The organism is Microcoleus sp. T2B6 (assembly GCF_036700475.1).
In the GTDB taxonomy this organism is placed as follows: domain Bacteria; phylum Cyanobacteriota; class Cyanobacteriia; order Cyanobacteriales; family Microcoleaceae; genus Microcoleus.
The window spans coordinates 59,985-85,480 of sequence record NZ_JAUBOZ010000024.1; the positions used below are offsets into that span (position 1 = coordinate 59,985).

At 45.8% G+C, this 25,496-nt stretch carries 23 protein-coding genes; 14 read left to right on the forward strand and 9 right to left on the reverse strand.

Features of this window, described 5'->3' with window-relative positions:
* Positions 1-89: 89 nt before the first annotated feature.
* The gene (locus QUA00_RS13520) at positions 90-1,412 is read right to left on the reverse strand and encodes a J domain-containing protein (protein ID WP_333142600.1); all 1,323 of its coding nucleotides are present in this window, start codon (positions 1,410-1,412) and stop codon (positions 90-92) included.
* Between the two features lie 677 nt (positions 1,413-2,089).
* On the opposite strand from QUA00_RS13520, the gene polA reads away from it, so the two are divergent.
* The 7 genes from polA to QUA00_RS13555 all read left to right on the forward strand — a co-directional run bounded on the left by polA (position 2,090) and on the right by QUA00_RS13555 (position 12,293).
* Positions 2,090-5,323: a DNA polymerase I gene (gene polA, locus QUA00_RS13525; RefSeq protein WP_333409940.1), complete on the forward strand. Its 3,234-nt coding sequence runs from the start codon at positions 2,090-2,092 to the stop codon at positions 5,321-5,323.
* An 11-nt stretch (positions 5,324-5,334) separates the two neighbouring features.
* Positions 5,335-5,907: a thermonuclease family protein gene (locus QUA00_RS13530; RefSeq protein ID WP_333409941.1), complete on the forward strand. Its 573-nt coding sequence runs from the start codon at positions 5,335-5,337 to the stop codon at positions 5,905-5,907.
* Positions 5,908-5,953: 46 nt separating this feature from the next.
* Positions 5,954-6,952 carry a hypothetical protein gene (locus QUA00_RS13535; RefSeq protein ID WP_333409942.1) on the forward strand — a complete coding sequence of 333 codons (999 nt, stop codon included), beginning with the start codon at positions 5,954-5,956 and terminating at the stop codon, positions 6,950-6,952.
* Positions 6,953-7,140: 188 nt separating this feature from the next.
* Positions 7,141-7,662, forward strand: coding sequence for a hypothetical protein (locus QUA00_RS13540; protein ID WP_333279792.1), 522 nt, complete (start codon positions 7,141-7,143; stop codon positions 7,660-7,662).
* A gap of 387 nt (positions 7,663-8,049) precedes the next feature.
* Positions 8,050-8,196 carry a hypothetical protein gene (locus QUA00_RS13545; RefSeq protein ID WP_333409943.1) on the forward strand — a complete coding sequence of 49 codons (147 nt, stop codon included), beginning with the start codon at positions 8,050-8,052 and terminating at the stop codon, positions 8,194-8,196.
* A 167-nt stretch (positions 8,197-8,363) separates the two neighbouring features.
* Positions 8,364-10,079, forward strand: coding sequence for an ATP-binding protein (locus QUA00_RS13550; RefSeq protein ID WP_333409944.1), 1,716 nt, complete (start codon positions 8,364-8,366; stop codon positions 10,077-10,079).
* Between the two features lie 516 nt (positions 10,080-10,595).
* Positions 10,596-12,293, forward strand: coding sequence for a calcium-binding protein (locus QUA00_RS13555; RefSeq protein WP_333142606.1), 1,698 nt, complete (start codon positions 10,596-10,598; stop codon positions 12,291-12,293).
* Positions 12,294-12,410: 117 nt separating this feature from the next.
* Here QUA00_RS13555 and QUA00_RS13560 read toward each other — a convergent pair whose 3' ends face one another.
* Positions 12,411-13,103, reverse strand: coding sequence for a DUF2259 domain-containing protein (locus QUA00_RS13560; protein WP_333409945.1), 693 nt, complete (start codon positions 13,101-13,103; stop codon positions 12,411-12,413).
* Between the two features lie 295 nt (positions 13,104-13,398).
* On the opposite strand from QUA00_RS13560, the gene QUA00_RS13565 reads away from it, so the two are divergent.
* Together QUA00_RS13565 and clpB are read left to right on the forward strand one after the other, a co-directional pair.
* Entirely contained in the window at positions 13,399-13,659 is a 261-nt protein-coding gene (locus tag QUA00_RS13565) for a hypothetical protein (RefSeq protein WP_333409946.1), read from the forward strand.
* Positions 13,646-16,261: an ATP-dependent chaperone ClpB gene (gene clpB, locus QUA00_RS13570; protein WP_333409947.1), complete on the forward strand. Its 2,616-nt coding sequence runs from the start codon at positions 13,646-13,648 to the stop codon at positions 16,259-16,261. Before QUA00_RS13565 ends, clpB begins: the two co-directional genes overlap by 14 nt.
* Before the next feature lie 84 nt (positions 16,262-16,345).
* Here the strand turns inward: clpB and QUA00_RS13575 are convergent, their stop codons facing one another.
* The 4 genes from QUA00_RS13575 to QUA00_RS13590 all read right to left on the reverse strand — a co-directional run bounded on the left by QUA00_RS13575 (position 16,346) and on the right by QUA00_RS13590 (position 17,666).
* Positions 16,346-16,804 carry a hypothetical protein gene (locus QUA00_RS13575; protein ID WP_333409948.1) on the reverse strand — a complete coding sequence of 153 codons (459 nt, stop codon included), beginning with the start codon at positions 16,802-16,804 and terminating at the stop codon, positions 16,346-16,348.
* 7 nt (positions 16,805-16,811) lie between these two features.
* Positions 16,812-17,102: a hypothetical protein gene (locus QUA00_RS13580; RefSeq protein ID WP_333142611.1), complete on the reverse strand. Its 291-nt coding sequence runs from the start codon at positions 17,100-17,102 to the stop codon at positions 16,812-16,814.
* 157 nt (positions 17,103-17,259) lie between these two features.
* On the reverse strand, positions 17,260-17,436 hold the full coding sequence (locus QUA00_RS13585) for a ribbon-helix-helix domain-containing protein (RefSeq protein ID WP_333409949.1): 177 nt from the start codon (positions 17,434-17,436) through the stop codon (positions 17,260-17,262).
* 53 nt (positions 17,437-17,489) lie between these two features.
* A complete protein-coding gene (locus tag QUA00_RS13590) occupies positions 17,490-17,666 on the reverse strand; it encodes a ribbon-helix-helix domain-containing protein (RefSeq protein WP_333029546.1) in 177 nt (58 codons plus the stop codon).
* Positions 17,667-17,856: 190 nt separating this feature from the next.
* On the opposite strand from QUA00_RS13590, the gene QUA00_RS13595 reads away from it, so the two are divergent.
* The 3 genes from QUA00_RS13595 (at position 17,857) to QUA00_RS13605 (ending at position 19,646) form a co-directional block, all read left to right on the forward strand.
* Complete coding sequence (locus tag QUA00_RS13595; RefSeq protein WP_333409950.1) at positions 17,857-18,105, forward strand: hypothetical protein; 249 nt, start codon at positions 17,857-17,859, stop codon at positions 18,103-18,105.
* Between the two features lie 203 nt (positions 18,106-18,308).
* Complete coding sequence (locus tag QUA00_RS13600) at positions 18,309-18,842, forward strand: DUF262 domain-containing protein (protein WP_333409951.1); 534 nt, start codon at positions 18,309-18,311, stop codon at positions 18,840-18,842.
* Between the two features lie 111 nt (positions 18,843-18,953).
* Complete coding sequence (locus QUA00_RS13605) at positions 18,954-19,646, forward strand: MAE_28990/MAE_18760 family HEPN-like nuclease (RefSeq protein WP_333409952.1); 693 nt, start codon at positions 18,954-18,956, stop codon at positions 19,644-19,646.
* Positions 19,647-19,737: 91 nt separating this feature from the next.
* Here QUA00_RS13605 and QUA00_RS13610 read toward each other — a convergent pair whose 3' ends face one another.
* The gene (locus tag QUA00_RS13610) at positions 19,738-20,400 is read right to left on the reverse strand and encodes a hypothetical protein (protein ID WP_333409953.1); all 663 of its coding nucleotides are present in this window, start codon (positions 20,398-20,400) and stop codon (positions 19,738-19,740) included.
* A 323-nt stretch (positions 20,401-20,723) separates the two neighbouring features.
* The gene (locus tag QUA00_RS13615) at positions 20,724-21,740 is read right to left on the reverse strand and encodes a YihY/virulence factor BrkB family protein (protein WP_333409954.1); all 1,017 of its coding nucleotides are present in this window, start codon (positions 21,738-21,740) and stop codon (positions 20,724-20,726) included.
* A 249-nt stretch (positions 21,741-21,989) separates the two neighbouring features.
* Here QUA00_RS13615 and QUA00_RS13620 point away from each other — a divergent pair, with 249 nt between their 5' ends.
* Positions 21,990-22,622 (forward strand): hypothetical protein, encoded by a 633-nt coding sequence (locus QUA00_RS13620; RefSeq protein WP_333409955.1) that lies wholly within the window; start codon positions 21,990-21,992, stop codon positions 22,620-22,622.
* 728 nt (positions 22,623-23,350) lie between these two features.
* A complete protein-coding gene (locus tag QUA00_RS13625; protein WP_333409956.1) occupies positions 23,351-24,337 on the forward strand; it encodes a mechanosensitive ion channel family protein in 987 nt (328 codons plus the stop codon).
* 137 nt (positions 24,338-24,474) lie between these two features.
* Here QUA00_RS13625 and purU read toward each other — a convergent pair whose 3' ends face one another.
* Entirely contained in the window at positions 24,475-25,329 is an 855-nt protein-coding gene (purU, locus tag QUA00_RS13630) for a formyltetrahydrofolate deformylase (RefSeq protein ID WP_333409957.1), read from the reverse strand.
* Between the last annotated feature and the right edge of the window lie 167 nt (positions 25,330-25,496).

Sequence of the window (25,496 nt, forward strand, 5' to 3'; positions counted from 1 at the left end):
CTGTTGACTGTTGACCGTTAACTGTTGACAACTGACAACTGACAACTGACAACTGACAACTGACAACTGACAACTGCCAACTGACTAATTCAAAAGATACGATCGCCCAACCAACTTCCCAGCCACAGCCCAAAACCGGAAGTAGCCACCAACAGGATAAACGTATAAAGCGCGCTGCCGTTGTGGATCAACCTTTCTGCAGCTACCATCCGCGCCACAACTCCAGCAATAATGCCGATCGCAGCCCAAGCCCCATAAACACTCTTAGACCCGGCGATAGCCAAAGCTTGGACGAGATCCCCCGAACCCGCCCCAGCCAAAACCCCCGCCCACGCCCCAATCCCCAGCCCGATCGCACCAGAGAGCCCGACGGGGCCGCCAGAATTGACGCCTAGTTCCGTCGCCAGCCCGCACATCAAGCCGACAAGCGCCCAACACACGGCCGTCACCAACGCCTTAACCCAATTCCCAGAACCTGTTCCCGCCATCAATCCCACCACTGTCACCACTCCCCCTACAGCTAAAACAGCAGCCACAGCCCGAGACTCAGCCTCGGAACTGGCGATCGCCCCCAAACCAGCCCCAACTGCTGCCCAAGCAGCCCCAGTGACCATTCCTCCCGCCTGAAAACCAGCGATCGACCCCCCTACCGCCCCAGCCAAAACTAACGCCGCCAGCCACACTCTAGGCGTTGCCGAACCCTCCGCCAGCAAAATCGCGGCCCACAGCCAATCTGCACCGCAGATTAAAGCCCACATCCACAGCGGGGCCGCTGATTTCGTCAAAATCCAACCGGTCAAAGCGTAACTCGCCACAGCGATTGCCAGCGGCCACCAAGGGAAGCTTGAATAGTGTTGAGATGGCCGCACTTCCCTCGGCGGGATTCGTGGTTTTGAGTATTGAGTTGAAAATTCTGTTTTCCTTCTCGAAGTAAGCTTTCGATAGTTTTGAGATGGCCCTGCTTTCCTCGCAACGATTCGCCCTGGTTGCTTTGTGCCCCGCCACGCTGGGCTATTGTGAGTGGTAAATCGTTTCTTGCTTGAAGAGTTTTTTTGAGTTAGAAATTTTTTGGAGGGGGCTTTTGGGCGGGTTTGACGGCGCTGGGAACCAGGCTTGGCGGCTGATTTTGCAGAACGCCTTCTCAGCGGCTTTTCCGGCGCAGGGGGCGGTGGCTGCTGAAACTGTTGTTCGATCGACTTTGATTCAGGCTGACTCAGAAATAACACCAACTCCTGGTAAGCTTCATTAATTTCTGTTAATCGTTGTTGAGCTTTTTGTTGCAGGCGATCGTTGTGGGCAAACCGATCGGGATGCCACACAAACGCTAAATCCCTGTAAGCGCGCTTAATTTCTTCTAGGGAACTTCCCGGCTCAATTTCGAGGATTTCGTAGCATCGATTAATGTCAGCCATAGGCTTCGGGCAGGTGTTGGTAAATTCGCGTGAAGCGAAGCTATCCCCTAGGGAATCGTACTTAACTCAATTGGCGTAAGTCCCACGCTGTAATTGTACTCAATTGGGCGTTGGGATATAAGCTTTCGCAAGGTCTATGAAATAATCAAAAATTTCCTGATTTCTCACAAAAAGATGGTAAGATATAAGTGGTTGCGACCCACCCACTCGGCTGCAAACAACAGGTCACAGTAGCAGTAGTATGCTTACCAAGGATAACTGCGAGAGAAAGGGGGAAAAGACAGACCGCTGGTTATTGGGATACGTCCTAATTTGAAATACAATCCAAGTTTGTCATACGGAATAGTTTTTTGCCTTGGGAAACAGGGTTTCTGCGTGGGTTCCCTACGAAGGGATAAAGGCTGCAAAGCCTTCTTATGCTGTGTAAGACTTGGATCGTCTTGAGTGACGAATATTCAGCAATGGATATCCCCAACGCCCGCAACGGCAAATGAGACACGAAGCCTACACGCTCACCGCAAGGTTAGTGTGAGGTATTTCACCATCTTGTACTATTCTCAGCCAAGCTGCACATTAAGCCGAGATCCGATCGAGTGTCAAGCGTCCTCAAGTCTGCGGGCCATCCCTAGGGTCGATCAATGCAGGCGGACAACTGAGTACAATGAGAAAATCCTTTCGTGCGATCGGTATTTGTGTCTGTGTCGGCAAATCAAGCTCCCATCTTCATCTTAGTTGACGGCCACTCCCTGGCCTTTCGCTCCTACTTCGCCTTTGCCAAAAGTCGAGACGGAGGCTTGCGAACGACAACAGGCATTCCCACCAGCGTCTGTTTTGGCTTTCTCAAGTCGCTGCTGGAAGTTATGGCCGCCCACGATCCCCAGTACATGGCGATCGCCTTTGACCTCGCCACACCCACTTTTCGCCACGAAGCAGACGAAACTTACAAAGCCGGTCGTGCCGAAACTCCCGAAGATTTCATCCCCGATATCAAAAACCTGCAAGAACTCCTCAGCTATTTGAATTTACCTGCAATAACTGCTCCCGGCTACGAGGCGGACGATGTTTTGGGAACTTTGGCAAACAAAGCCAGCGCGGCGGGTTATCAGGTCAAAATCCTCACGGGCGATCGAGATTTGTTTCAATTAGTAGAAACCGAAAAACAAATCAGCGTATTATATTTGAGTACCGATGAACTCAGGCGATCGGGCAAAGGCAAATCCCAAGAATACGGCCCGGAAGCAGTCAAAGAAAAACTCGGTATTTTGCCCGAACAAGTAATAGATTACAAAGCCTTGTGCGGCGACAAATCCGATAATATTCCCGGAGTCAAAGGCATCGGCGACAAAACCGCACTGCAATTGCTGGAAGCTTACAATTCCCTAGATGGAATTTATGCAGCCATCGACGAGATTAAAGGAGCAACTAAGAAAAAGCTAGAAGAAGGCAAAGAGGCTGCTTATCATTCTCAACGCATGGCGACAATTGTCCAAGACGTGCCATTAGAAATCAACTTAGAAGATTGCAAGCTGATAGGTTTTGACGAATCAGCCTTGATTCCCATGCTGGAAAAGTTGGAATTTAAAACATTTTTAAGCAAAGTAAAGCAAATTCAAAAGCGTTTTGGTGGCACAGAAGAGAAGGAAAAACCACAAGAATCCTCCTCGTTCCCAGGCTCTGCCCGGGAACGCATATCCAGAGGCTCTGCCTCGTCGGAAAACACCCTAGAACAGCCATTGGAGGGTGTAGAAAAGCCCTTGGAGGGTGTAGAAAAGCCCTTGGAACAGGGCGGGCAAGATGCCCACCCCACCTCACCTCAAACTTTTGAAAATTCAGCAGAAGATGTAGATTTCTATTCTCTCGAAGAAACTAACGCAGATATGGAGAGAAAAAAAGCCGCTCAGCAACAGAAAAAACCGCCAATTAAACCCCGAATAATTGAAACAACCGAACAGTTAAACGAATTAGTCGAACTGCTGCAAACCTTCACCGACAAAGCCTCACCCGTGGCGTGGGATACCGAAACCACCGCCATCGAACCGCGAGACGCCGAATTAGTCGGAATTGGCTGCTGTTGGGGAACCGGTGAAGAGGATCTCGCTTACATTCCCACGGGACACAAAACGGGCACAAACTTGGACAAAGCCACAGTTTTAACTGCTTTGCGTCCGATTTTGGAAAGCGAGAATTATCCCAAAGCGCTGCAAAATGCTAAGTTCGATCGATCGATCCTGCGTTGTCAGGGAATCAAACTAGCCGGAGTCGTCTTCGACACCATGCTAGCCAGTTACGTACTCAATCCCGAAAATAGCCACAGCCTCAGCGAATTGTCAAAGAAATACTTAGTCGAGTCAGAAGACAATCACAGTGTCAGCGAATCGTTAAGGGAATACTTACGCAATAATCCCAAAAGTTATACTAAATTAGTATCGAAAAACCAAACAATTGCTGACATTAGCATTCGAGAAGTAGCCGACTACTGCGGCATGGATGTTTACACTACATTTCACTTAGTTGGGGCACTTAAAGCCAAATTGAAGGAAGCTGATGAATCTAGCTTTCCCGATAAGTCTTTGCAGAAGTTGCTGCTGGAAGTAGAACAGCCCCTAGAACCAGTTTTAGCTGAAATGGAATACTGCGGAATTCGCATTAATTCAGCATATCTGCAAGAACTATCGCAACAGCTAGAAAAGAGCTTAAAAGAAATAGAAGAAAAAACTTATCAAGCAGCGGGGAGAAAGTTTAATTTAGGTTCCCCCAAACAACTCAGCGAAATCTTGTTAGAAAAAATCCCGGATGAGTTTCAGAAAAAGTCTCGCAAAACTAAGACGGGATACTCTACAGACGCGGCTGTATTGGATAAATTGCAAGGAGACCACCCGATTGTAGACGATTTATTAGAACACCGAACATTATCCAAGTTGAAATCAACTTATGTCGATGCTTTGCCGCAGTTAGTGCGGGCGGATACCGGGCGAGTGCATACAGATTTTAACCAAACTGCAACGGGTACGGGAAGGCTTTCTTCTTCCAATCCAAATTTACAAAATATTCCCATCCGCACCGAGTTTTCACGGCAAATTCGCAAAGCTTTTTTACCCGAAGAAGGTTGGCTGATGGTGTCGGCTGACTATTCTCAAATCGAACTGCGAATTTTGGCTCATTTGAGTCAAGAACCTGTGTTAATTGAAGCTTATCAAAATAACCGAGATGTGCATACCGTGACGGCTCAACTTTTATTTGAAAAGGAAGAAATAACTCCCGACGAGCGCAGGTTTGGCAAAACGATTAATTTTGGAGTAGTTTATGGTATGGGGGCGATCAAGTTTGGGCGATCGATGGGCAAGACTTCCAAAGATGGCAAGGAGTTTATTGCTAAATTTAACGCTCGCTATAGTAAAGTTTTTGAATATTTGGAGAAAGTAAAAAAAGAGGCGATCGCCCTCGGATACGTTACCACAATTCTAGGCCGCCGCCGCTATTTTGAATTCGAGAGCGAAAGCCTCCGCGACTTAAAACACCAAGGCCGCAATCCCCAAGACATTCACTCCGATCGACTTAAATCTCTCAGCAGAGATGACGCCCAATCTTTGCGCGCCGCAGCCAACGCTCCGATTCAAGGCTCCAGTGCTGATATCATTAAACTTGCCATGATTGAAGTACACAAAATTTTGCAAAACTATCAGGCGCGGCTGCTGCTGCAAGTTCACGACGAATTAATCTTTGAAGTCCCTCCCGATGAATGGGAAGAATTGCAGCCGAAAATTAGAACTGCGATGGAAAATGCTCCGACAATTATAAGTGCGATGGAAAATGCTCTGCCGAAAAATACAAGTGCGAAGGAAAATGCGCCAGGTATGGTACCGCTGATAGTTGACATCCACGCTGGGCAAAATTGGATGGAAACTAAATAAAACAGAGAAATATGAGCCAAACTAAAATCGTCATTTTCCCAAAAATAAAAACCATAAGTGCAGTTGCTGTGCTATTGCTACTATTCGGGTGTCCACAAAAGTTTGCACCGAATAACTATGCTGTCAAGCGAGTCAGCGACGGCGACACCCTGGTCGCCAGCGATAGCGCTGGAAAAGATATCAAAGTGCGTTTTGCCTGCATAGATGCACCGGAAGTCGCCCACACCAACGCTGAGAAAAATAGCAAAGCATCAGCAAAAAAAAATCAATTTAAGTGGGGAAATCTAGCCCACCAAAGAATGCAGCAGCTAGTCAAACAAGGGGGCGGTCGCGTTGTTTTGACAGTCACAGATACTGACCGCTACGGCCGCAAAGTTAGCGAAGTTCGCTTGCCAAACGGCACATTTGCCCAAGAAGTTTTGACCCGCGAAGGATTAGCAATGGTTTACCGTCCTTACTTGAAAAACTGTCCGAGTGCAAGTATTCTGGAACAAGCAGAAGCCGAAGCTAAGAAAAATCGTCGCGGCGTTTGGGGTGATTCCAAGTTTGTGCCAGCTTGGCAATTTAGACAGAACGGCAAATGAGCGAAATTTTGATTTTCTGGTAATTGTTCTTTATCTAAGAATCCCCATGTTAGAAATCACCGTAAAAAACAACGCGATCTGTTTCGGTAAACACTTCTCCCTGAATTTTGAACGCACTTTGCGGATACCCGACGACGGTAAAACCTATCCCTTACCGCCGGGATTAGGCAAGTTTCCAGTCTGCAAAGTTGATGACTACATTTCTACAGTACCTGAAACTTGGAAAGAACACGGGGGCGTGTTTATTCCCATGTATCAACGGGAAGCTTTGTGGATTTATTTTAGAGGCGTTGATTGGCGGCCCAATGCTGTTAAAATTGCTGTTGGTAAAATCAATGCCGTTTCAGGCAAACCTTGGCACCAAAAACTGCAAGCTGATGACCAAGATTATGTCATTTGTCCAGATCAACCCTGGTTAGATGGTATCAATGCTGGTGAAGGTTACATCCGCCAATTTGTTGCTATGCCTCTCGGTATGGGTTACACTGTCGAAGGACAAGTAACTGGTAAAGAAGAATTTGGTGGCATTCAAATCATTGTATTCGATCCGAAACCAGGGTTATTTCCAGAAGAACCGCCGCCCTCACAATTACTGAGAGGTAGAGGCTTTAGTGATTTTGCACCTATGGCTTGTGCCACATTTGGTAGTGCGGAAATGGGATTAGCAGCAGGTGGTAAAATGAAACAAGAAATTTATCCCGATAGTTACGGTATCAACACCTGGGACGAGGCAAATTTCGGCAGAGTATACGTCCACATTGTTAATAGCATGATGTATCGGGAAATCACTGGTAAAGAACCGCCAAACACGCCCATTACTGCCAAAACTTACAGTCAATACGGTCTTCCTTGGTTCGACCTTTACGACGAAGAAAAAGGATCTGTCGCACCCTCAAGTATCCTTTCTCAAGTCAAGTCTGTCAAAGAGATGGACGAAAATCAGGGATTTGCACCGCAGCAAGACGATACATCTGTTGACATTCCTCAAGCACAAATTAAAAAGCTCAAAGTCGATCCCGATGGAGTCAGAGATGGCAATTGGTAGTCTACTAGCAGAATCTCGATTGTATATAGGGACAATTAATCAATTGCCTTTGTAAATAGACAGTGCTGCATCAGGCCTGCTAAATTAGACACTACCTGTCGCAGTAAGGCGCGCCGAGACGTACCCTACCGATAGATTCTTTGTGCAAATCCAATCAATTAGCAAAAAATTAACCTTAAGGGACATCAATGAATTTCAAACATCTGGTTATTTCCGGCATGGCTCTGCTCCTCGGTACTGCAATCGTAGGAAATGCTATTGCTCAAGAACTGACCAACGACCAAAAAACGGTTGTTTGTCGCTTGAAAACAGAAGTTGACCAGCGGAAAGGCAACGGTCAAAAATTAGTATTTGTGCCGTTGCTGGGCCAAGTTCGCAAGCAAGTTTCATCTCCTTTTAGAGCAACGCTGCATCCTAATGTGGAGTATGTTTTTGTTGCCACTTGCGACGGAAATTGCCAGGATTTAAACTTATCTCTCAAGGATGCCAGCGGTCAGGAAATCGCTGTGAGTCAAAAAACAGGCGAACTGGCGTCAATCTCTTTTACTCCCCCATCCCAAGGCGAATATCAAATCAGTGCTAAGCCTGGGGAATGCACGACGGCAGAGGGTTGCAGTTACGGCCTGGGAATCTTCGTTCCGGCAAGTGCTAGCGTACCTAATGCTTCAAGAATTCCTGCGGAGATAGCACAATTTCGACTTTGCCAGTAGGGGAACAGCTATCGAGTTGTGGGTTGCGAGTAGAGTAGAGTTTTCAATCAGAAATCTAACTCATAACTTGCAACTTATAACTCGCGACTTATATCGCAACCACGCCCGACGGTGAGTAGGTTATTAATGACTTCAATTATCTGAAACCATGCCTTTGACCACCAATTTCAAAGGTGGTACCCGCCACGTGATTTATCCGTGGAATCAATCCAAAATCGAAAATCGAAAATCAGAAGAGCCCCCGCATTTATCCGTGGGGTCGCCTCTAAAATCTAAAATCTAAAATCTAAAATCGATTGACCGAAAGCATCCAGGATACAAGCCCCCGGATTCATCCGTGGGGTCAAGGCTTCAATCTAAAATCTAAAATCTAAAATCTAAAATCGATTGACTGGTTCTTCCTTATTGCTTTTTTTTACTCTGAGTGAGTTGCCCTGCCCTTCGACTTCGCTCATGAACCGCGACTTGCCCGATCGCATCGCCGAAGGGAAAAGAGCCGAAGGCAGCCGAAGAGCGTTATTCCTTCTGCTATAATTTGTTACGCATAATTCCTGCAAACTCTCAAGCCGATCGAGCTGTGGAACCCTGCAAAGGCCCAATAACTGCCGAAAGCTGGCTTGAAGCCAGAACTTTATTTACCCTCGGGCAGGCATCAATTAGAATATAGATGGTGCCTCTCAAAGGTGACGAGTACATTGCCCATGTCTTTAACCTTAGCTTTGAAAAATCAACTGCAGAACCGTCCTCAAATAGGGTTGAAAAGTCTGTTGGGCCGCTTAGGTATCAGGCAGAAAATCGGCTGCGGATACGCCTTGGTCATTAGTATTGCCGTTTTGGGTGCTGTGGCGGGACGGGGAGTAGAATCCTATCACAAACAGCAAGTTAGAGAAAAACTAGCGCTCGACCGAGATAAAGCGGAAATCCTGACAAACCTCAACAACACGGTGCAGGAGGTCAGAATTCAGCAGCAAGAGCTCGCGAGTCTGACTGCCCAACCGCAAATTTTCGATCGCCAACGATCGGAATTCCTGACTCGCGTTGCTCAGATGAGCGGCATCCTCGAACAACTGCAAACCCTACCGCCAACGAAGAATGCCGAGGCTGCCAAAGACTACCAACAGCTTCAACAGTTCGCTCAAGCCAACGGCAAAACCGTAGAATCATACTTTCAACAAGTACAAAAATTGTTGGCTGCTGCCAAATTATCTGCTTTGAATCCGCAACAGCAGCAGGCTTTGGGGCGGAACTTGAACAATTTTGTGGCTGGCGAAACTGCTTTGAAACTCAAACAGTTTTCCGAGGATTCAGCCCAACTGGCCGTCAACTTTCGCGAGAAAGCAGACGAGGCATTGAGAACCTACGAAAATGCCGAAAAACTCGGAACTCTCATTCTCGTTTGCTCTCTCTTGATATCAGGTGCGATCGCAGCAATTCTAGCAGCATACACCAGCGGGGCGATCGCTCGCTCCTTAGAAGCCACCACCCTCATCGCTCAGCGAGTGACAGAAGAATCAAACTTTGACCTGCAAGTACCCGTCACTACTTCCGACGAAGTGGGAATGCTAGCAATTTCCCTCAACGAACTAATCCAAAGAGTAGGCGAATACACAGAACAATTGCACGAAGCAAAAGTAGCAGCCGAAGCTGCCAACCGCTCCAAAAGTGCATTTCTCGCCAACATGAGCCACGAACTACGCACCCCCCTCAACGCCATCATTAACTACAGCGAAATGCTGCAAGAAGATGCTCAAGATTCTGGTTCAGAAGACTTTCTCCCGGACTTAGAAAAAATTCAAACCGCAGGCAAACACCTGCTGGATATGATTAGCGACATCCTAGACATTTCCAAAATAGAAGCAGGTCACGTCACCCTTTATTTGGAAAACTTCGACGTGGCAACGATGATTGAAGAAGTGATGACTACGGCTCAACCGCTAGTAGAAAAAAAAGGCAATGCTTTAGCACTGAAAACAAAAGGCGAACTCGGCACAATGTACGCCGACCAACCGAAAGTGCGGCAAATTCTCCTCAATTTGCTCAGCAATGCTGCCAAGTTTACCGAAAAAGGCGTCATTACTATCGGCGTGGAAAGAATTAAAATTGAAAAATCAAGACCGACCAAACAAAATAAAAATAATGATATTCAATCGGGTTCAAGCTACACTTCTCAAGTTGTAATGTTTCGAGTCAGCGACACCGGCATCGGCATGACAAACGAGCAATTAGAGCAGATATTTAAACCTTTTACCCAAGCTGATGCTTCGACTACCCGCAAATACGGAGGCACGGGTTTGGGATTGACAATTAGCCAGCGTTTATGTCAAATTCTCGGCGGCGAAATTAGCGTTGAAAGCGAAGACGGTAAAGGTTCAACTTTTATTGTCAGTCTCCCGGAACGGGTAGTTATGCAGGCATGAAGTCAATCGATTTTAGATTTTAGATTTTAGATTTTAGATTAAAGAATTGAAGCCTTGACCCGACGGATAAATTCGGAGGCTAGTTTATGGGATACAGGTTTTTTATTTCTCCACGGATGAATCCGAGGGATTGTATCCTGGATGCTTTCGGTGAGGCAAGATATGGATTTTGACACGGATATACGGATTAATTATTCGAGCATTCGTCCATAGTCAGGAGGCAGATATTCAACGAAAAAGAAAGAGGGAGGAAGGAAGAGGGAAATTTTAAAATGTATTGATATAGCAAGCGCTTTCGTCGGTTAGGGCATAAAGTGTAAATAGCCCCAATTGCCGTGCGATCGCAAAACCCATCTCCAAAGTTGCACTCTTAAATATGAATACTTGGGACAGTTGTTGATTACTAACCGTAGGAGAAGGGTTTCAAGGCTCCAAGGCGATCGAGCTACCAACGGAAAATTGAGGGTTTCAGACTACGAAATAAAAACTGTTCGGACTATTGAAATATCAGGGCTTATGAATATTACTCGCGTTTCAGTTGACTCAGCAGGCAATCAGGGCAATCGAGGGCCATTGGGCACCTTTTCCTCTGCTTCCATTTCGCCCGACGGGCGGTTTGTGGCGTTTGAATCTCCAGCATCCAACCTCGTGCCGGGAGACACTAACGCTAGCGAGGATGTCTTTGTGCGGGACACGCTAGCCAATACCACCACCCGTGTCTCTGTTGACTCAGCAGGCAATCAGACTCTCGGCGACTCCTACAGCCCCTCCATCTCAGCCGACGGGCGGTTTGTGGCATTTTGGTCTGATGCCACAAACCTTGTGCCGGGAGACACTAACAATACAAACGACTTCTTCTTACGGGACTTGTTGACGAATACCACCACCCGCGTCTCTGTTGACTCAGCAGGCAATCAGGTGACGAACAATGCCTCCGGAGGTGGCTCCATCACCCCCGACGGGCGATTTGTGGTGTTTTTTTCTGACGCCTCCAAGCTAGTGCCGGGGGACACTAACAATACAGCCGACATCTTCGTGCGAGACTTGTTGACGAATACCACCACCCGCGTCTCTGTTGACTCAGCAGGCAATCAGGCGAACAGGGAGTCCTACGGCTCCTCCCTCTCAGCCGACGGGCGGTTTGTGGCATTTTCCTCTCTTGCCACAAACCTAGTGCCGGGGGATACTAACAATACAAACGACATCTTCGTGCGGGACTTGTTGACAAATACCACCACCCGCGTCTCTACGAACTCAGCAGGCAATCAGGCGAACGGGGAGTCCTACAACCCCTCCCTCTCAGCCGACGGGCGGTTTGTGGCATTTTCCTCTTTTGCCACAAACTTCGTGCCGGGGGACACTGACAATAACATCGACATCTTCGTGCGGGACTTGTTGACGAATACCACCACCCGCGTCTCTACGAACTCAGCAGGCAATGAGGGGAACAGTAACTCCAACAGCGCTTCCATCTCAACCGACGGGCGGTTTGTGGCGTTTCATTCTAGTGCCTCCAACCTCGTGCCGGGGGACACTAACAATAGAAGCGACATCTTCGTGCGCGACACGCTAGCCAACACCACCACCCGCGTTTCTGTTGACTCAGCAGGCAATCAGGGGAACAGCCTGTCCTTCGAGGCCTCCATCTCTGCAGATGGGGGGAGAGTAGCGTTTTCATCTGATGCCACTAACCTCGTACCGGGAGATACTAACAATAACATCGATGTTTTTGTTTCTGACATCGGTAACATTCCAGGCAATAATCCTCTTGGTAACAACATCAACGGCACTCCCGGCAACGACAACCTGTCTGGCACCAGCGGCAAGGATATCATCAACGGTGTGGAAGGTAATGACGTACTCACCGGTTTGCGGGGCAACGATATCCTTGTCGGGGGCGAGGGCAGCGATATCCTCAATGGCGCCAAAGGTTTTGACACTCTCAACGGCGGTTTGGGAAACGATATTCTAGTCGGCGGCGCGGGCAACGATGTATTTGTTTTAGGTGCGGGATTGGGAGTTGATACGATCGCTGATTTCGCCAACTCTCAAGATACCGTGCAACTAATCAATGGCTTGACCTTCGGACAGCTATCAATTTCGCCGGGAACTGACGGCACATTAATTACAGTAACCAGCAGCGGTGAAGTTTTAGCTTCTTTGATAGGTGTTGCTCCCAATCTCATCGTTTCTGAAGATTTCATCTCGGTCTAGAGATAGTAAAGTGGTCATTTGTGAAATCACTTTTACTCAGGGAACATGATTAAAATTGGCCAACAATCCTTGTAAGTTTTGATAATTCCCAGGTCAAAACCTGGGAATATAGCAAGCCTAAAGAACAAAGCCTTGTACAACAGTAGTTTTCAAGACTCCTTCAAAAGTGCGTTCTGTCTTGTCCAGCAGGACAACGACATTGCGCCCGTTCGGAGACAAACGAACTTCTCGGATGGAATAAGAGAACACCCAATCTTGAAAATTGTTCAGCGATCCGAGGACACGCTGCCGACCGTTATGATTAATTACAAGACGCATTGCCGCGCTTTCTTTGCCAGCAGAAGCATTTTTTTGCCGCTGTTCCAGGCGAATTTGTAAAGGCTTTGCTGTATTGACTTTGACGGCGACTGTCTCGCTTCCATTGGCTCCGGGAGTACGAGAAATAATGTTAAGTTTAGTTCCAGCTTGAGGAGGAGTTAACTTCAAAGTTTGCCTGCTATTCCAACTTTTTTTAAGCAAGTCATCTTCGGCCATTTTAGTGCTTTTATTGGAGTCGGGTTCGCCATATTTAGTTTCGATACACCCATTTCTGATGCAGGAATTTGCAGCAACTTGGACAATTTGCAATTCTGCTTTGGGAATTCCCGCTCCTGTATCTCTGGAACTTTCTAGATACAAGTAGTAATTGCTGTCGGCGGAAAAGCCAGACATCCGGTGTGCGGCACGCCAGGTACTTGCCAAAGCTTCAGGGGCTAGTGCGATCGCGGCACTTGCTATAATACCTAACGAAATTAAAGGTACAATTTTCATAGCTATATTTTCCAGGTGTGAGAGTTATAGCGGCTGTTATTGATGAGTAAAACAATAACGCTTCGGGTTTCGCTATAGGACTGTGACGCTTCTCAAGTCCTCTCTCCTATTTACATGAGTGTTTCTCCATTTTCCGCAGGAGGAGACTGTTTAAGAATGTGCCGTTTTTTCAAGTGGCACTAGAAAGCATTTTTAATGTGAGATTTGGTCTTATCTCACATCTTGCACTATTCTCAAGAACAGGCAAGATGCCTGTTCCACAAAGAGTGAATTTTCTTCTTGTGGAACAGGCATCTTGCCTGTTCATAAAAAGCTTATTGACAATGGTGCAACATCTCAGTCTTATCCAAGAGTCCAACTTTTAGGCGCGGCAGTTTGCTTTTCCTTGCGAGAGACTGCTACACAGGACGGAAATACCTATCTCAAGATAGGGGAACACCGATCCGCCCCCTCTCCGCAACTCCCTACAATGACAATTGTACGGGCGATCGAGCAATTGCCTCTACAGCAATCATCATTTTTAATGCAGGGAATTAAAATTTATGCAACCAAATAATCCAAACCAATTTACCGAAAAAGCCTGGGAAGCCCTCGCCCGCACCCCCGAAATCGTCAAAGCAGGTCAGCAGCAGCAGCTAGAAAGCGAACACTTGATGAAAGCTTTGCTGGAACAAGAATCGGGACTGGCTAGCAGCTTATTTAACAAAGCGGGAGTTTCTGTAGCAAAATTGCGCGATCGCACTGACGAGTTTATCAGTCGCCAGCCGAAAATAACTGGAAGTGGCGGCAACGTTTATCTAGGTCGTTCTCTCGACACTTTGCTCGATCGCGCCGAAACTTATCGCAAAGAGTACGGCGATGAATTTATTTCGATCGAGCATTTGATACTAGGTTACGTTAAGGACGATCGTTTCGGCAAAAACCTACTACAAGAATTTAAACTATCTGAAGCTAAGCTCAAAGATATCATTACCCAAGTCCGGGGGAACAACAAAGTGACTGATCAAAATCCAGAAGGCAAATACGAAGCGCTGGAAAAATACGGCCGAGATTTGACAGAAGCCGCGCGTCAAGGCAAACTCGATCCGGTAATCGGACGGGATGACGAAATCCGCCGCACGATTCAAATTTTGAGCCGTCGCACCAAAAATAATCCGGTATTGATTGGGGAACCGGGAGTCGGCAAAACTGCGATCGCCGAAGGACTCGCCCAGCGAATTATCACCGGAGATGTGCCACAATCTCTCAAAGACAGACAATTAATTAGCTTAGATATGGGCGCATTAATTGCCGGGGCAAAATTCCGGGGAGAATTTGAAGAACGCTTGAAAGCGGTGCTCAAAGAAGTGATGGACAGCAACGGCAAAGTCATCTTATTTATCGATGAAATTCACACCGTTGTCGGTGCCGGTGCAACTCAAGGCTCGATGGATGCGGGCAACTTACTTAAACCCATGTTAGCGAGGGGAGAATTGCGCTGTATCGGTGCTACAACTCTCGACGAATACCGCAAGTACCTCGAAAAAGATGCGGCACTAGAACGCCGTTTTCAACAAGTTTATGTTGACCAACCGACAGTTGAAGATACTGTCTCGATTTTGCGGGGCTTGAAAGAACGGTATGAAGTTCACCACGGCGTTAAAATTTCTGACAGCGCCCTAGTGGCGGCGGCTACTTTGTCTACTCGATATATTAGCGATCGCTTCCTTCCAGACAAAGCCATTGACTTAGTTGACGAAGCAGCCGCTAAACTCAAAATGGAGATTACCTCCAAGCCGGAAGAACTAGACGAAATCGATCGCAGGATTTTGCAGCTAGAAATGGAGAGACTGTCGCTGCAAAAAGAAAGTAACGCTGCTTCGATCGAACGCTTGGAAAGACTGGAAAAAGACTTAGCCAACCTCAAGGAACAGCAAAGCGCTTTGAATGCCCAGTGGCAATCGGAAAAAGGTGTTATCGGCAGCATTCAAAAGATTAAAGAACAGATTGATAAGGTGAATATTGAAATTCAGCAAGCTGAATTAAAATATGACCTTAACCGCGCTGCTGAGTTGAAATATAGCAAGTTAACTGAATTGCAAAAACAATTGCAAGAAGCAGAAGCTCAACTGTCAGCAACTCAAACCACAGGTAAAACTTTGCTACGGGAAGAAGTTACAGAAGGTGACATAGCCGAGATTATTTCCAAGTGGACGGGAATTCCGATTAGCAAGTTAGTTGAATCGGAAATGCAGAAACTTCTGCACTTGGAAGATGAACTGCACAAGCGGGTAATCGGACAGGATGAAGCGGTGACGGCGGTTGCAGATGCAATTCAGCGATCGCGCGCAGGTTTAGCAGATCCAAATCGTCCGGTTGCGAGTTTTATCTTCCTCGGCCCCACGGGTGTTGGCAAAACCGAATTAGCCAAAGCATTAGCGTCTTATTTGTTCGACACCGAAGAAGCGATCGTGCGAATTGATATGTCGGAATACATGGAAAAACACGCGGTTTCCCGATTAATTGGTGCGCCTCCGGGATACGTTGGCTACGACGAAGGCGGACAATTAACTGAGGCTGTGCGCCGCCGTCCTTACTCCGTGATTCTATTCGATGAAATCGAGAAAGCGCACCCGGATGTCTTCAACATCATGCTGCAAATTCTGGATGACGGCCGCGTTACCGATGCTCAAGGTCACACAGTAGACTTTAAGAATTCTGTGATTATTATGACATCGAATGTCGGCTCTCAATACATTTTAGATGTGGCGGGAGATAACGAACAAATGCGGAGTCGGGTGATGGAAGCGATGCGGGGAACTTTCCGCCCAGAATTCTTGAACCGGATTGATGAGATGATTATCTTCCACGGTTTGAGTAAGGCCGAACTGCGGCAGATTGTGCTGTTGCAAGTTAAGCGCTTGGAAAAACGCTTAGCCGATCGCAAAATGTCTCTGAAATTGTCGGAATCTGCGATCGACTTCTTAGCAGAAATTGGTTACGATCCGGTTTACGGTGCGCGGCCTTTGAAGCGGGGAATTCAGCGCGAGTTGGAAACGCAAATGGCGAAGGGTATTTTGCGGGGAGATTTTGCTGATGGCGATACCATTTTTGTGGATATCGAGAATGAAAGGTTGGCGTTTAAGCGGCTGCCGGCACAGTTGGTGACTGCGAAATAATTTGAGTAAGGTGGGCTGCGACCCACCTTATTTTTTTGAGGGGCGATTCCCTACGGGATAGCTGGGCTTCATGCACTTTTTTCTCTAAATCACGGTAGGTGCTTTAAAAACTTCTAAAATCTTTTGTTTCAAAGTAACTAAGTCATCTGTAGCTGCATGAGCTTCATAAATAGCTTCGGATGCTGCTACAAAAGGATCTGCATCAAGGGCAAAATAGAGTGAATTAACTGCGCGCGCTGTGTGAAATGCAGCTAAATAATCTGATAATTCTATATTGCCTTCTCCCATTTTTTCTTGCAAGTCCCACTGAATCTCATCGAGTCGATCGACCAAGGATTGAAGTTTGTTTTGAAGTGAAACATCATCACATTGACCTTTTTCTAGCGCTTCTAATCCTTCCTCAAGAATTGGGTGACTCCAGCTAGTGCGCTCAATTGCGAATTTACAAGCGGCTTTGGCTGCATTTCGCTGTTCGGAAATAGTTGCTTGTTTCAGCATTTCCGATTGTTCAGGAGCGAGAATTTCTAAGCGATTTTCGGTCATTGTGTAATTAACTCCTTGGATTAGATTTTTGGGGACTTGCGACTAAGCCGCCAGCGCCTTCTATCGTTTGGACGCAGTTTTCACAAATAGGACGCCCTGCTGCTACTGCAATTACTTTACAATCATTTTTAACGGCCCAAGCAACTATGTTAGCTTCTGCATGGCCAAAACCGGGAATAACGGTTTCTCCGAATAGGAGTGCAGACTTTACTCCCGGACGCAAGTAACCATTGGGTTCGCTGGTTCCTATCACTACTCTGCGGTTTTCTTGGGCGTTTTCAACAACCCCAGCACCCATTGTTACTCTAGATTGCGCGGGTGGTGATAGAGCTTGCTGTAAGGCGATCGCTCGCGTTCGGGCAATGCCTTCAGGATTGCTGAAAAGTTCTGCTTCTGTGTAGTCTTCTGGCAGTGTTGTCTCCTCGGTTGTTAAAGATATAGGCTGTGGTCATCGCTTATGGGCGATCGCTTTCTGATTTATCTTTTTTCTGTTCTTGGCGTTCTATAACAGATTTCGTCAGCAGGTAGGTTGTCAAACTGCTGACGGATCTGCTTTCTTCTTCTGCCCATTCTTCCAGAGCTTTTTGAATTTCCTCTGGTAGGTATGCGGTAACTCTTCCCCGTGAAGCCATTCGTTGTACTGCCAAACATTTCAACACAGTCCATCTTAGGCCGTGGTCATCGCTTAAGGGCGATCGCTTTCTGATTCTTCCTTTTTCTGCTCTTGGCGCTCTCTGACTGCTTTAGCTGCCACATGGGATAGCAGGTTTGCAAGGGTTCTATCTTCTTCTTCGGCCCATTCGGACAGGGCCTGATGAACGTCTTCTGGCAGGGTAACTGTGACTCGCATTCGTGAAGGCATGGGCTGGCATGGTTTTACTTCAATTGTCTTCAATCTTACACTCTCACGTCATTAGATATATTTTTGTGTTATTTGATGTTTTTAACATCAAAATATGCTATTAGTGTATATAAGGCTCAGGCCTTAAAACGTCAGAAGCCAGCCCCTTACTGTGGAAGGTTCCGGGCTGGCTCTGGCTCCAAAAATATCAATGGAGACGAGTTCTATGTTGACATACAAAGACCGCTTGTGCTGTTGGGCGATCGCCCGTTTGTTACCCTCTGAGCAATGGATAATTGTTGCCCGCTTCCGCAGTCGTTCTGACGCAGACGGCCATTTTCAGTTTTTGCGACAAACTATACCGCACGTTAAGTTTGAGGTTGTGTTCGATTTAAGCGGGGACAGCAACCGTTTATCGGCGTTGGGCCGCTGTGCCAATTCCCTCGCCAGCCGGTTATAAATTGTAATTTTCCGGCTGTTTTGAGTTGATTTAATTTGGGGGATCGCACTTTTTTTGATAAGTGCGATCGTCCGTACCCTCTCAGCCAAATCAGAATTTACACTGGGGTGGCCTCAAGACTGAAATTCTCCGAACACGACTTTATCAACCTTGGGCTGTGGTAAAATGATCGTATCCACAACACTTTCTCGTTACTTAAAACTATGCGATCGAAACTAGAAGAAATTACGCTTCAAGACAGAAATGCTGCTGAAATGGAAATTCGCGACAAGCAGAAGCAAATTAATTACGACACGAAAGAGTATCCAGTCGAAATACTCGTTCAAAAATATATGGAAGGAATTAACGATGATACTAATAAGTTGTTTATTCCGGACTATCAACGTGAACTTGTTTGGGATGAAGCAAGGCAATCAAAGTTTATCGAATCGGTAATTTGGGGGCTGCCCATACCTTCTATATTCGTTGTTGATATCGGTCATGATGAAAATGATGAACCACGTTTTGAAATCGTAGACGGTGCACAACGCATTCTTACCCTAACTAGATTTGTTAACAACGAATTAACCTTAACTGGACTCAAAAAAATAGAGCGTTTAAATGGATTTAAGTTTAGTGATTTACTCCTGCCTCGGCAGAGGAACTTCAACCGAAAGACAGTTCGGACGATCCAATTAACTGAAGCTGCAAATAAGGAAGTCCGAAGAGATTTATTTAAACGGATACAATCATTTTAAGTGCAATGTCAATCCACTTTACATACTGCACACAATCTGAGGCAACCCGTTTTAGAAATAAAGTAGTGGCGCGTATTAAATATTTCCGCAATTAACTGCCATGTCACACTCATGAATACTGTATTTTTAGACTTTAATACACGCGCCAAAGAGGTGAATGATTACTTCATTTTTCTGGAGAGCTTGGAAAAACAGACAACGAAGTTAGCTTTATTCGATACTCGTGGCAAATACCAAATTCAAAGCCTCGATCCAGAGTTAGCAAAAACTCTCAAAGCTAATGGTTTTTTGTTGCTGTATAATTTAGTTGAATCCACTATGCGAAATGCCATTGAAGCCATATTTGATGAGTTTAAAAATCAAGCAATCTCCTTCGATCAACTCAAACCAGAAATCAAAATGATTGTTCTTCAAAATCTTAAAAAGCGTTCTCCTAAGAAAATTAATTTACATATCAACCAAATATCTACAGACATCATCACAGCTACATTTGAACGCAAAGAACTATTTTCAGGGAATGTGGATGCTAAGGTGATTAAAGAAATAGCCGAAAAATACGGTTTTTCATATCAAACAGACTTTGCTAAGACAAAGAACGGGCAAAAACTTGTAGTTATTAAACACAACAGGAACGACTTAGCGCACGGACTTAAGTCTTTTGAAGACGTGGGCCGAGATAAGACTATTGAGGAACTTTTAGAGATCAAGGAGGAAGTCATAGAATACCTACGTAAAATACTGGAGAATATTAAAACTTATCTTGACAATCAAGAGTATTTGGACGTAACTACAGGTAATCCTTAATTTTAGGCTAAGAAACCGGGTTTCTCGGATGATTTAGGTTGGGTGGCGAGATATCTCGGAAGAAACCCGGTTTCTGGGAATGATGTGAAGGCTACTTCCGCACCATCACAGACTTAATTACAGCATTCGGGTGATACTTATTAGTCTGATAAAATCCCCCTTTACCAGCGCCATAAACTCCCCCAAATTGTTTGCCTTCAGCCTTGGGAACAAACATAATGTTTCTAGTGGGTTGCTTGGCAAAAACTACATTTTCTCTCATTTCATTATCCACGTTATAAGATAAAGTAGCCTTGCCGTAAATTGCCTCAGCTTGTTTCAGAGTCATTCCCGGCCCGACGCCCTGAACTGTTTTATAATTAGAATTATCAGTCATCAAAAGTTCAATGACATCGGTATCTTTTAGCTTTGTACCCGCAGCGTAGATAATCCGATATTGCACTTTTCCTGATCGGCTGACAGCCACAGCATCAAAGTCTACCATAAAAGGAGACTGAACTTTAAACTGCGCCGTGGAACCCAGAGCCTTTTTCAATTGTCCGAAAGTCATTCCCACCTTCGCCGCTCCAATTGTGCGATCGGAAATTGTTAAACTTGCAGAAGGTGTTTTTTGAGCAGCATTTGCCGTTTCCCCCAGCTTATTTGCACCCCCAGGCGCAACAGCGGAACCCGGAACCGAAATTAAAGTGAGGTAACTGCCGATCGCCAGCAAAGCAGCTATCATTGATCCAGACAAAACTTTAACATTCAACATGACTAATTCTCCTAGATTTCAAATGCGACTATCTACCCGCATCTTTTTGACTATCCTGGGCCTCACCCTCCTAGTTTGGATTCTCAGAGGTGTTGGGATATTGACATTCCTTCCCGGTGGTGTGATATGGATACTAATTTTGTTGTCTTTTGTTGCGGGTATCCTCAGCACTTTACTCCGCAGGTAAGCCGGCATCCGGTAATTAATAATAGTTTTTTGACTGTTCACTGTTCACTGTTCACTGTTCACTGTTGTCATAACAAATAACAAATAACAAATGCCCAATGCCCTGTTTGGCCAATGCCCTGTTTGGCCAATGCCCGTTATTTTAGTTTCATTGCCTTTGCGACTGTTACATTTAACTGAGCGCCGATCAGCATCACCAAAGAAGAAATATCGAGCCACAGCAGCAACACAATAAAAGTTCCGATCGTGCCGTAAGTCCAACTGAAATTGCCCCAATGCCCAACATAAACCCGAAATAAAGCTGAAAAGAGCGCCCACAAAATAGCAGCAAAAACAGCTCCAGACAAAATAGGAATATCTGGTTGACGGCGGCTAGGCCCGTAGCGGTAAACAAAGGCAAAGGCAAGTGATACAATTCCCAAAGAAATCGGCCACCGCCACAGCCGCCAAACACCTAACAATTGCGACTCCAAAGGGCAATTGCCGGCGAGTAGCAAGCAATTTTGAACATCTTTTAAATCGCAATTGGCAACGGACTCCAGCAGGCAACTCTGGCGGGCAATAGCTTGTACAATTAAGTCGCTGACAAAGACTACTCCCGATGCTAGAATTAACAGCACAATTGTACCGATACTCAGCGCCAGAGAAATAAGTTTTGCTTTCCAAAATGGTCGAGTTCGATCGCTCGGAATTTCATGGATGCGATCGAGTGCAGCCATCGCCGCGCTCATTACTCCAGAAAATGCCCAAATCGCCCCAAGAAAGCTCACAGAAAACAGCCCTTTACTGCGAGTTAACAGAATTTCTTTGATTAAGCCACCAATCAACTTCCGCACGTCATCGGGTATAACTTCGCCCAAAAGACGGGCGATTTGATAAAGTGTTGACTGCAAAGGTTCAAAGAGGGCGATCGCAGATAAGATAGCCAACAGCCCCGGAAACAGCGCCAGCATAGAATTGTAGGCCATTTCCGCAGACAGCCCCGGCAAGCGCTGTTCTCCCGCCTTCGCGGCGACTTCCTTGAGTGTGCCCCAAGTCAAACACCGACAAAACAGCCAAAACCCCCCAAATTTCCGTTTGAGTGCTCGAAGCAGCCTCAAAAATGCCTGAAACAGAGCTAAAATCAGGTAGCGCAACCAGTAAAAAATGTTCATAGCGCACAGGCAATGGGGCGAAAGATGAGGTACACAAGTCGTTAATTAATTAATATCAAATCCGGTTGCATCGGAATTATTCCTCTCTGTATTCTCTCCCTCTGCGTTCTCTGCGCCCTCTGCGGTTAAATCATTCCGATGCAACCGGAAACGATATAAGCCATTATCAACTCGCAATTGCCAATTCTCAATTGCCAATTCCCAATTCCCCAATCTAAAATCTAAAATCTAAAATCTAAAATCAATATTATGGCTCAGGATGTCAGACAGTGGTTAGATGAAATCAAGCGGCTGCAACAGCAGTTAACAGAAGTTTCGCGCGATCGAGATGAGGCCGGTGAAAGTGCCGCTCAGTGGCGCCAACTATACAATACCGAAGCCGAGCAGCGGCGGAATGATGCGAAATTAACTCAGCAAAGCATCGCTTCTCTGGAAGCACAAATACAGCAATTACAAAATTTTTCCCCCATTATGCCCGAAGGCGACGATGCTGGGGTTGCTCGCCAGCAGGAAGTCGCACAACTGCAAACTGTAGGCGAACTTAAAGCTAAGTTAACAGAAGTTCTTCAAGAGCGCGATCGGGCGATCGAACAAGTTAAACAACTCACTCAAGCCCTCAAACAAGAAGAAGCCCGTCACGCCGAAACTAGCAAAAATTTAACTAGCGCCCTCGGAGATGCCGTTGACTTGCTCACGAAAGCCCAAAATCCTGCCCCTGCAAAAACGGAGACAGTATATTCTTTAGAAATAGTACCTACTCGCACTGCAAATCCTGGCGAAACTGCTCTGGAAATCCGCCAAACTTCTGCCCCAGGCAAAAATCCCGCCCAACTTCCACCTTCTAAAAATCAGTTACTCGATTTACCGCCCTTTGGGAATTAGGAGTTACAAATTCAGGAATTTTCGGCATGGCGAGTCCCTTTAGCAGGTGGGATTTAGTCAGCGATGCGTTGTTTTTGCCTTAACTGCAATTAGGCTGCATTAATTTATCAGCTTCTTTAGGATATTCAATTCCGCTTATATCGGAATGATTAAACCACAGAGGACGCAGAGGATACAGAGGAAGGGAAGAGAGATGAATAATTCCGATGAAGGGCTGAGTTGATATTATTCCGCATCTACGGATGGTCTACTAATCGATGTAACTGTACTATAGCAATCCTAAATCATTCTCATAATTATTGTAGGGGCAATCCCCCCGTGGTTGCCCTATAGATAGGGGGTAGGCACGGGGGCACTACCCCTACAAATTTATCTGAATCATTTAGGATTGCTATATAGCAATCCTAAATCAGTTGTACAAATAAGTAGGGGTAGTGCTACCCCTACTCCCCGTGCCTACCCCCCACGGATCGGGGCAACCACGGGGGGTTTGCCCCTACAAAAATTACACAATTCATACGGATCGGGGCAACCACGGGGGTTTGCCCCTACAAAAATTACACAATTCATTTAGAATTGCTATATATCTCAACCTATAATCTGCATTCAAAATTTTGAGGACTGCCACAAAATCTTCCTCGCGTCCTACCAACCTACAGTCTTTAGATAGAACTTAATCGAGCTAGATTCTACTACTATCGACAACGACTGATAGGCGAGGAAACTTCATGAAGGCAGAGATATCCATAGTCTGGAAAAAGATTCAGAGCATGATCGACGGCTTTATGATCATGCTGCCTAATATTGTGCTGGCGTTAATTGTCTTTGCAATTTTTTACTTTGTGGGTAGGCAAATTAAGAGAGTGGTCAGGCGAGTTACCCGCCACCACCACCAAGCTCGAAATTTGGGGCTGGTGTTAGGACGGTTAGCCCAGAGTGCGATCGTTCTAGTTGGTCTATTTATTTCTCTTTCGATTATAATTCCCACATTTAAAGCTGGGGATTTGATTCAATTGCTGGGAATTAGCGGGGTGGCGATTGGTTTTGCCTTTCGCGATATCTTGCAAAACTTCTTAGCCGGTATCCTAATTCTGTTGACGGAACCGTTCCGAATCGATGACCAGATTGTGTTTAAAAACTTTGAGGGAACGGTAGAAAATATTGAGACGCGGGCTACAACAATCCTCACCTATGATGGTCGCCGGATTGTCATTCCCAATGCGGAATTGTTTACGAATTCGGTGACAGTGAATACCGCTTTCGATAAACGGCGCACGGAATACGATTTTAGTATTGGTTACGGCGACGATATTGATTGCGCCAAGCAGTTAATGCTGGAAGCATTGTACAGCATAAAGGAGGTGTTGAAAGATCCTGCACCCGATGTGCTGGTGGTTGAGCTAGCAGAAAGTACCGTCAATATCCGCGTTCGGTGGTGGATTACTCCGCCGCGCCGAATGGACGATATGCGATCGCGCGACAAGGTAATTTGTGCTATTAAAAAAAAGCTTGTGGAAAACGGCATCGATTTGCCTTATCCCACGCGACAAATTTTGTTTCATGACCAAACCGAAGAAACCGATGGCGATCGCTCCCAGCAGCGCGAAGGATGGCCAGCGGGTAAAAGTAAAGTTCCGAAACCTCGCAGTATTGGCGGAGCTGTGGGAACATTTGCCCAAGGACGATCGCAAATTGACAGCAACGGACAATCTTAACCCCATCACAATTCATGAAAAATATCAAGTTGAGAAAACTTTGGGATTCGCTGCACTGCGCTCGTGCAACCGGAATTGATATCGCTCGCCGAGTGATTAAAGGAGTAACAAACCAGGATTGATATGATGCCTAATTTTTAAGCAAAAACCACAGTCCGATTGCCGTAAACTAAAACACGATTTTGTAAATGATATCGCACCGCCCTTGCTAAAACAACCCTTTCTAAATCTTTACCTTTGCGAATCAAATCAGACACTTCATCGCGGTGACTCACGCGCACAACATCTTGTTCGATAATCGGGCCAGCATCTAAATCTGGTGTAACGTAGTGGGCTGTTGCACCGATAATTTTTACCCCTCTTTCATAAGCCCTTTCGTAGGGATTTGCACCCACAAACGCGGGTAAAAATGAATGGTGAATATTAATCACATGGGGAAATTTTCTGATAAAGTCTTGACTCAAAATTTGCATATATTTAGCCAAAACTACTAAATCAATCTTATATTTTTTAAGAAGTTCTAACTGTTGTGCTTCTTGAAGAGCTTTATTGTCTTTAGTAATGGGAATATACTCAAAGTCGATACCGTATTGTGCGGCAATGGGCTTTAAATTTTCATGGTTGCTGATTATCAGCGGAATTTCACCTCTAATTTCTTGCGATCGCTGTCGCCAAATCAAGTCTAATAAACAGTGATCTTGACGGCTTACCCAGATTGCGATGCGTCGAATTTTATGAGAGAAATGCAATTGCCAATTGGCTTGTAAGTCCTTGGCAATTTCACTAAAAGTCGGTGTTATTTGTTCGGTGGTTAAGTCAAAATCATCTAATTGCCATTCTAGCCTGCTCAGAAATAATCCGGCGGTAAAATCTGTATGGTGATCTGCGTGGATGATATTGCCGTTATGAGAGGCTATAAAATTGGCAAGTAAGGCGACGAGTCCTTTGCGATCGGGACAGGAAATTAACAGGGTTGCTGTAGGGCTAGTCATAATATAATGACAAAAGTGTCTTGCTGAGTTTATTGAGAAAAAAGTGATATCACAGGAGTTTATTGATACTGAGATGTTGCACCATTCTCCATTAGCCTTTTATGAACAGGCAAGATGCCTGTTCCACAAGAAAATTTATATTTTGTGGAACAGGCATCTTGCCTGTT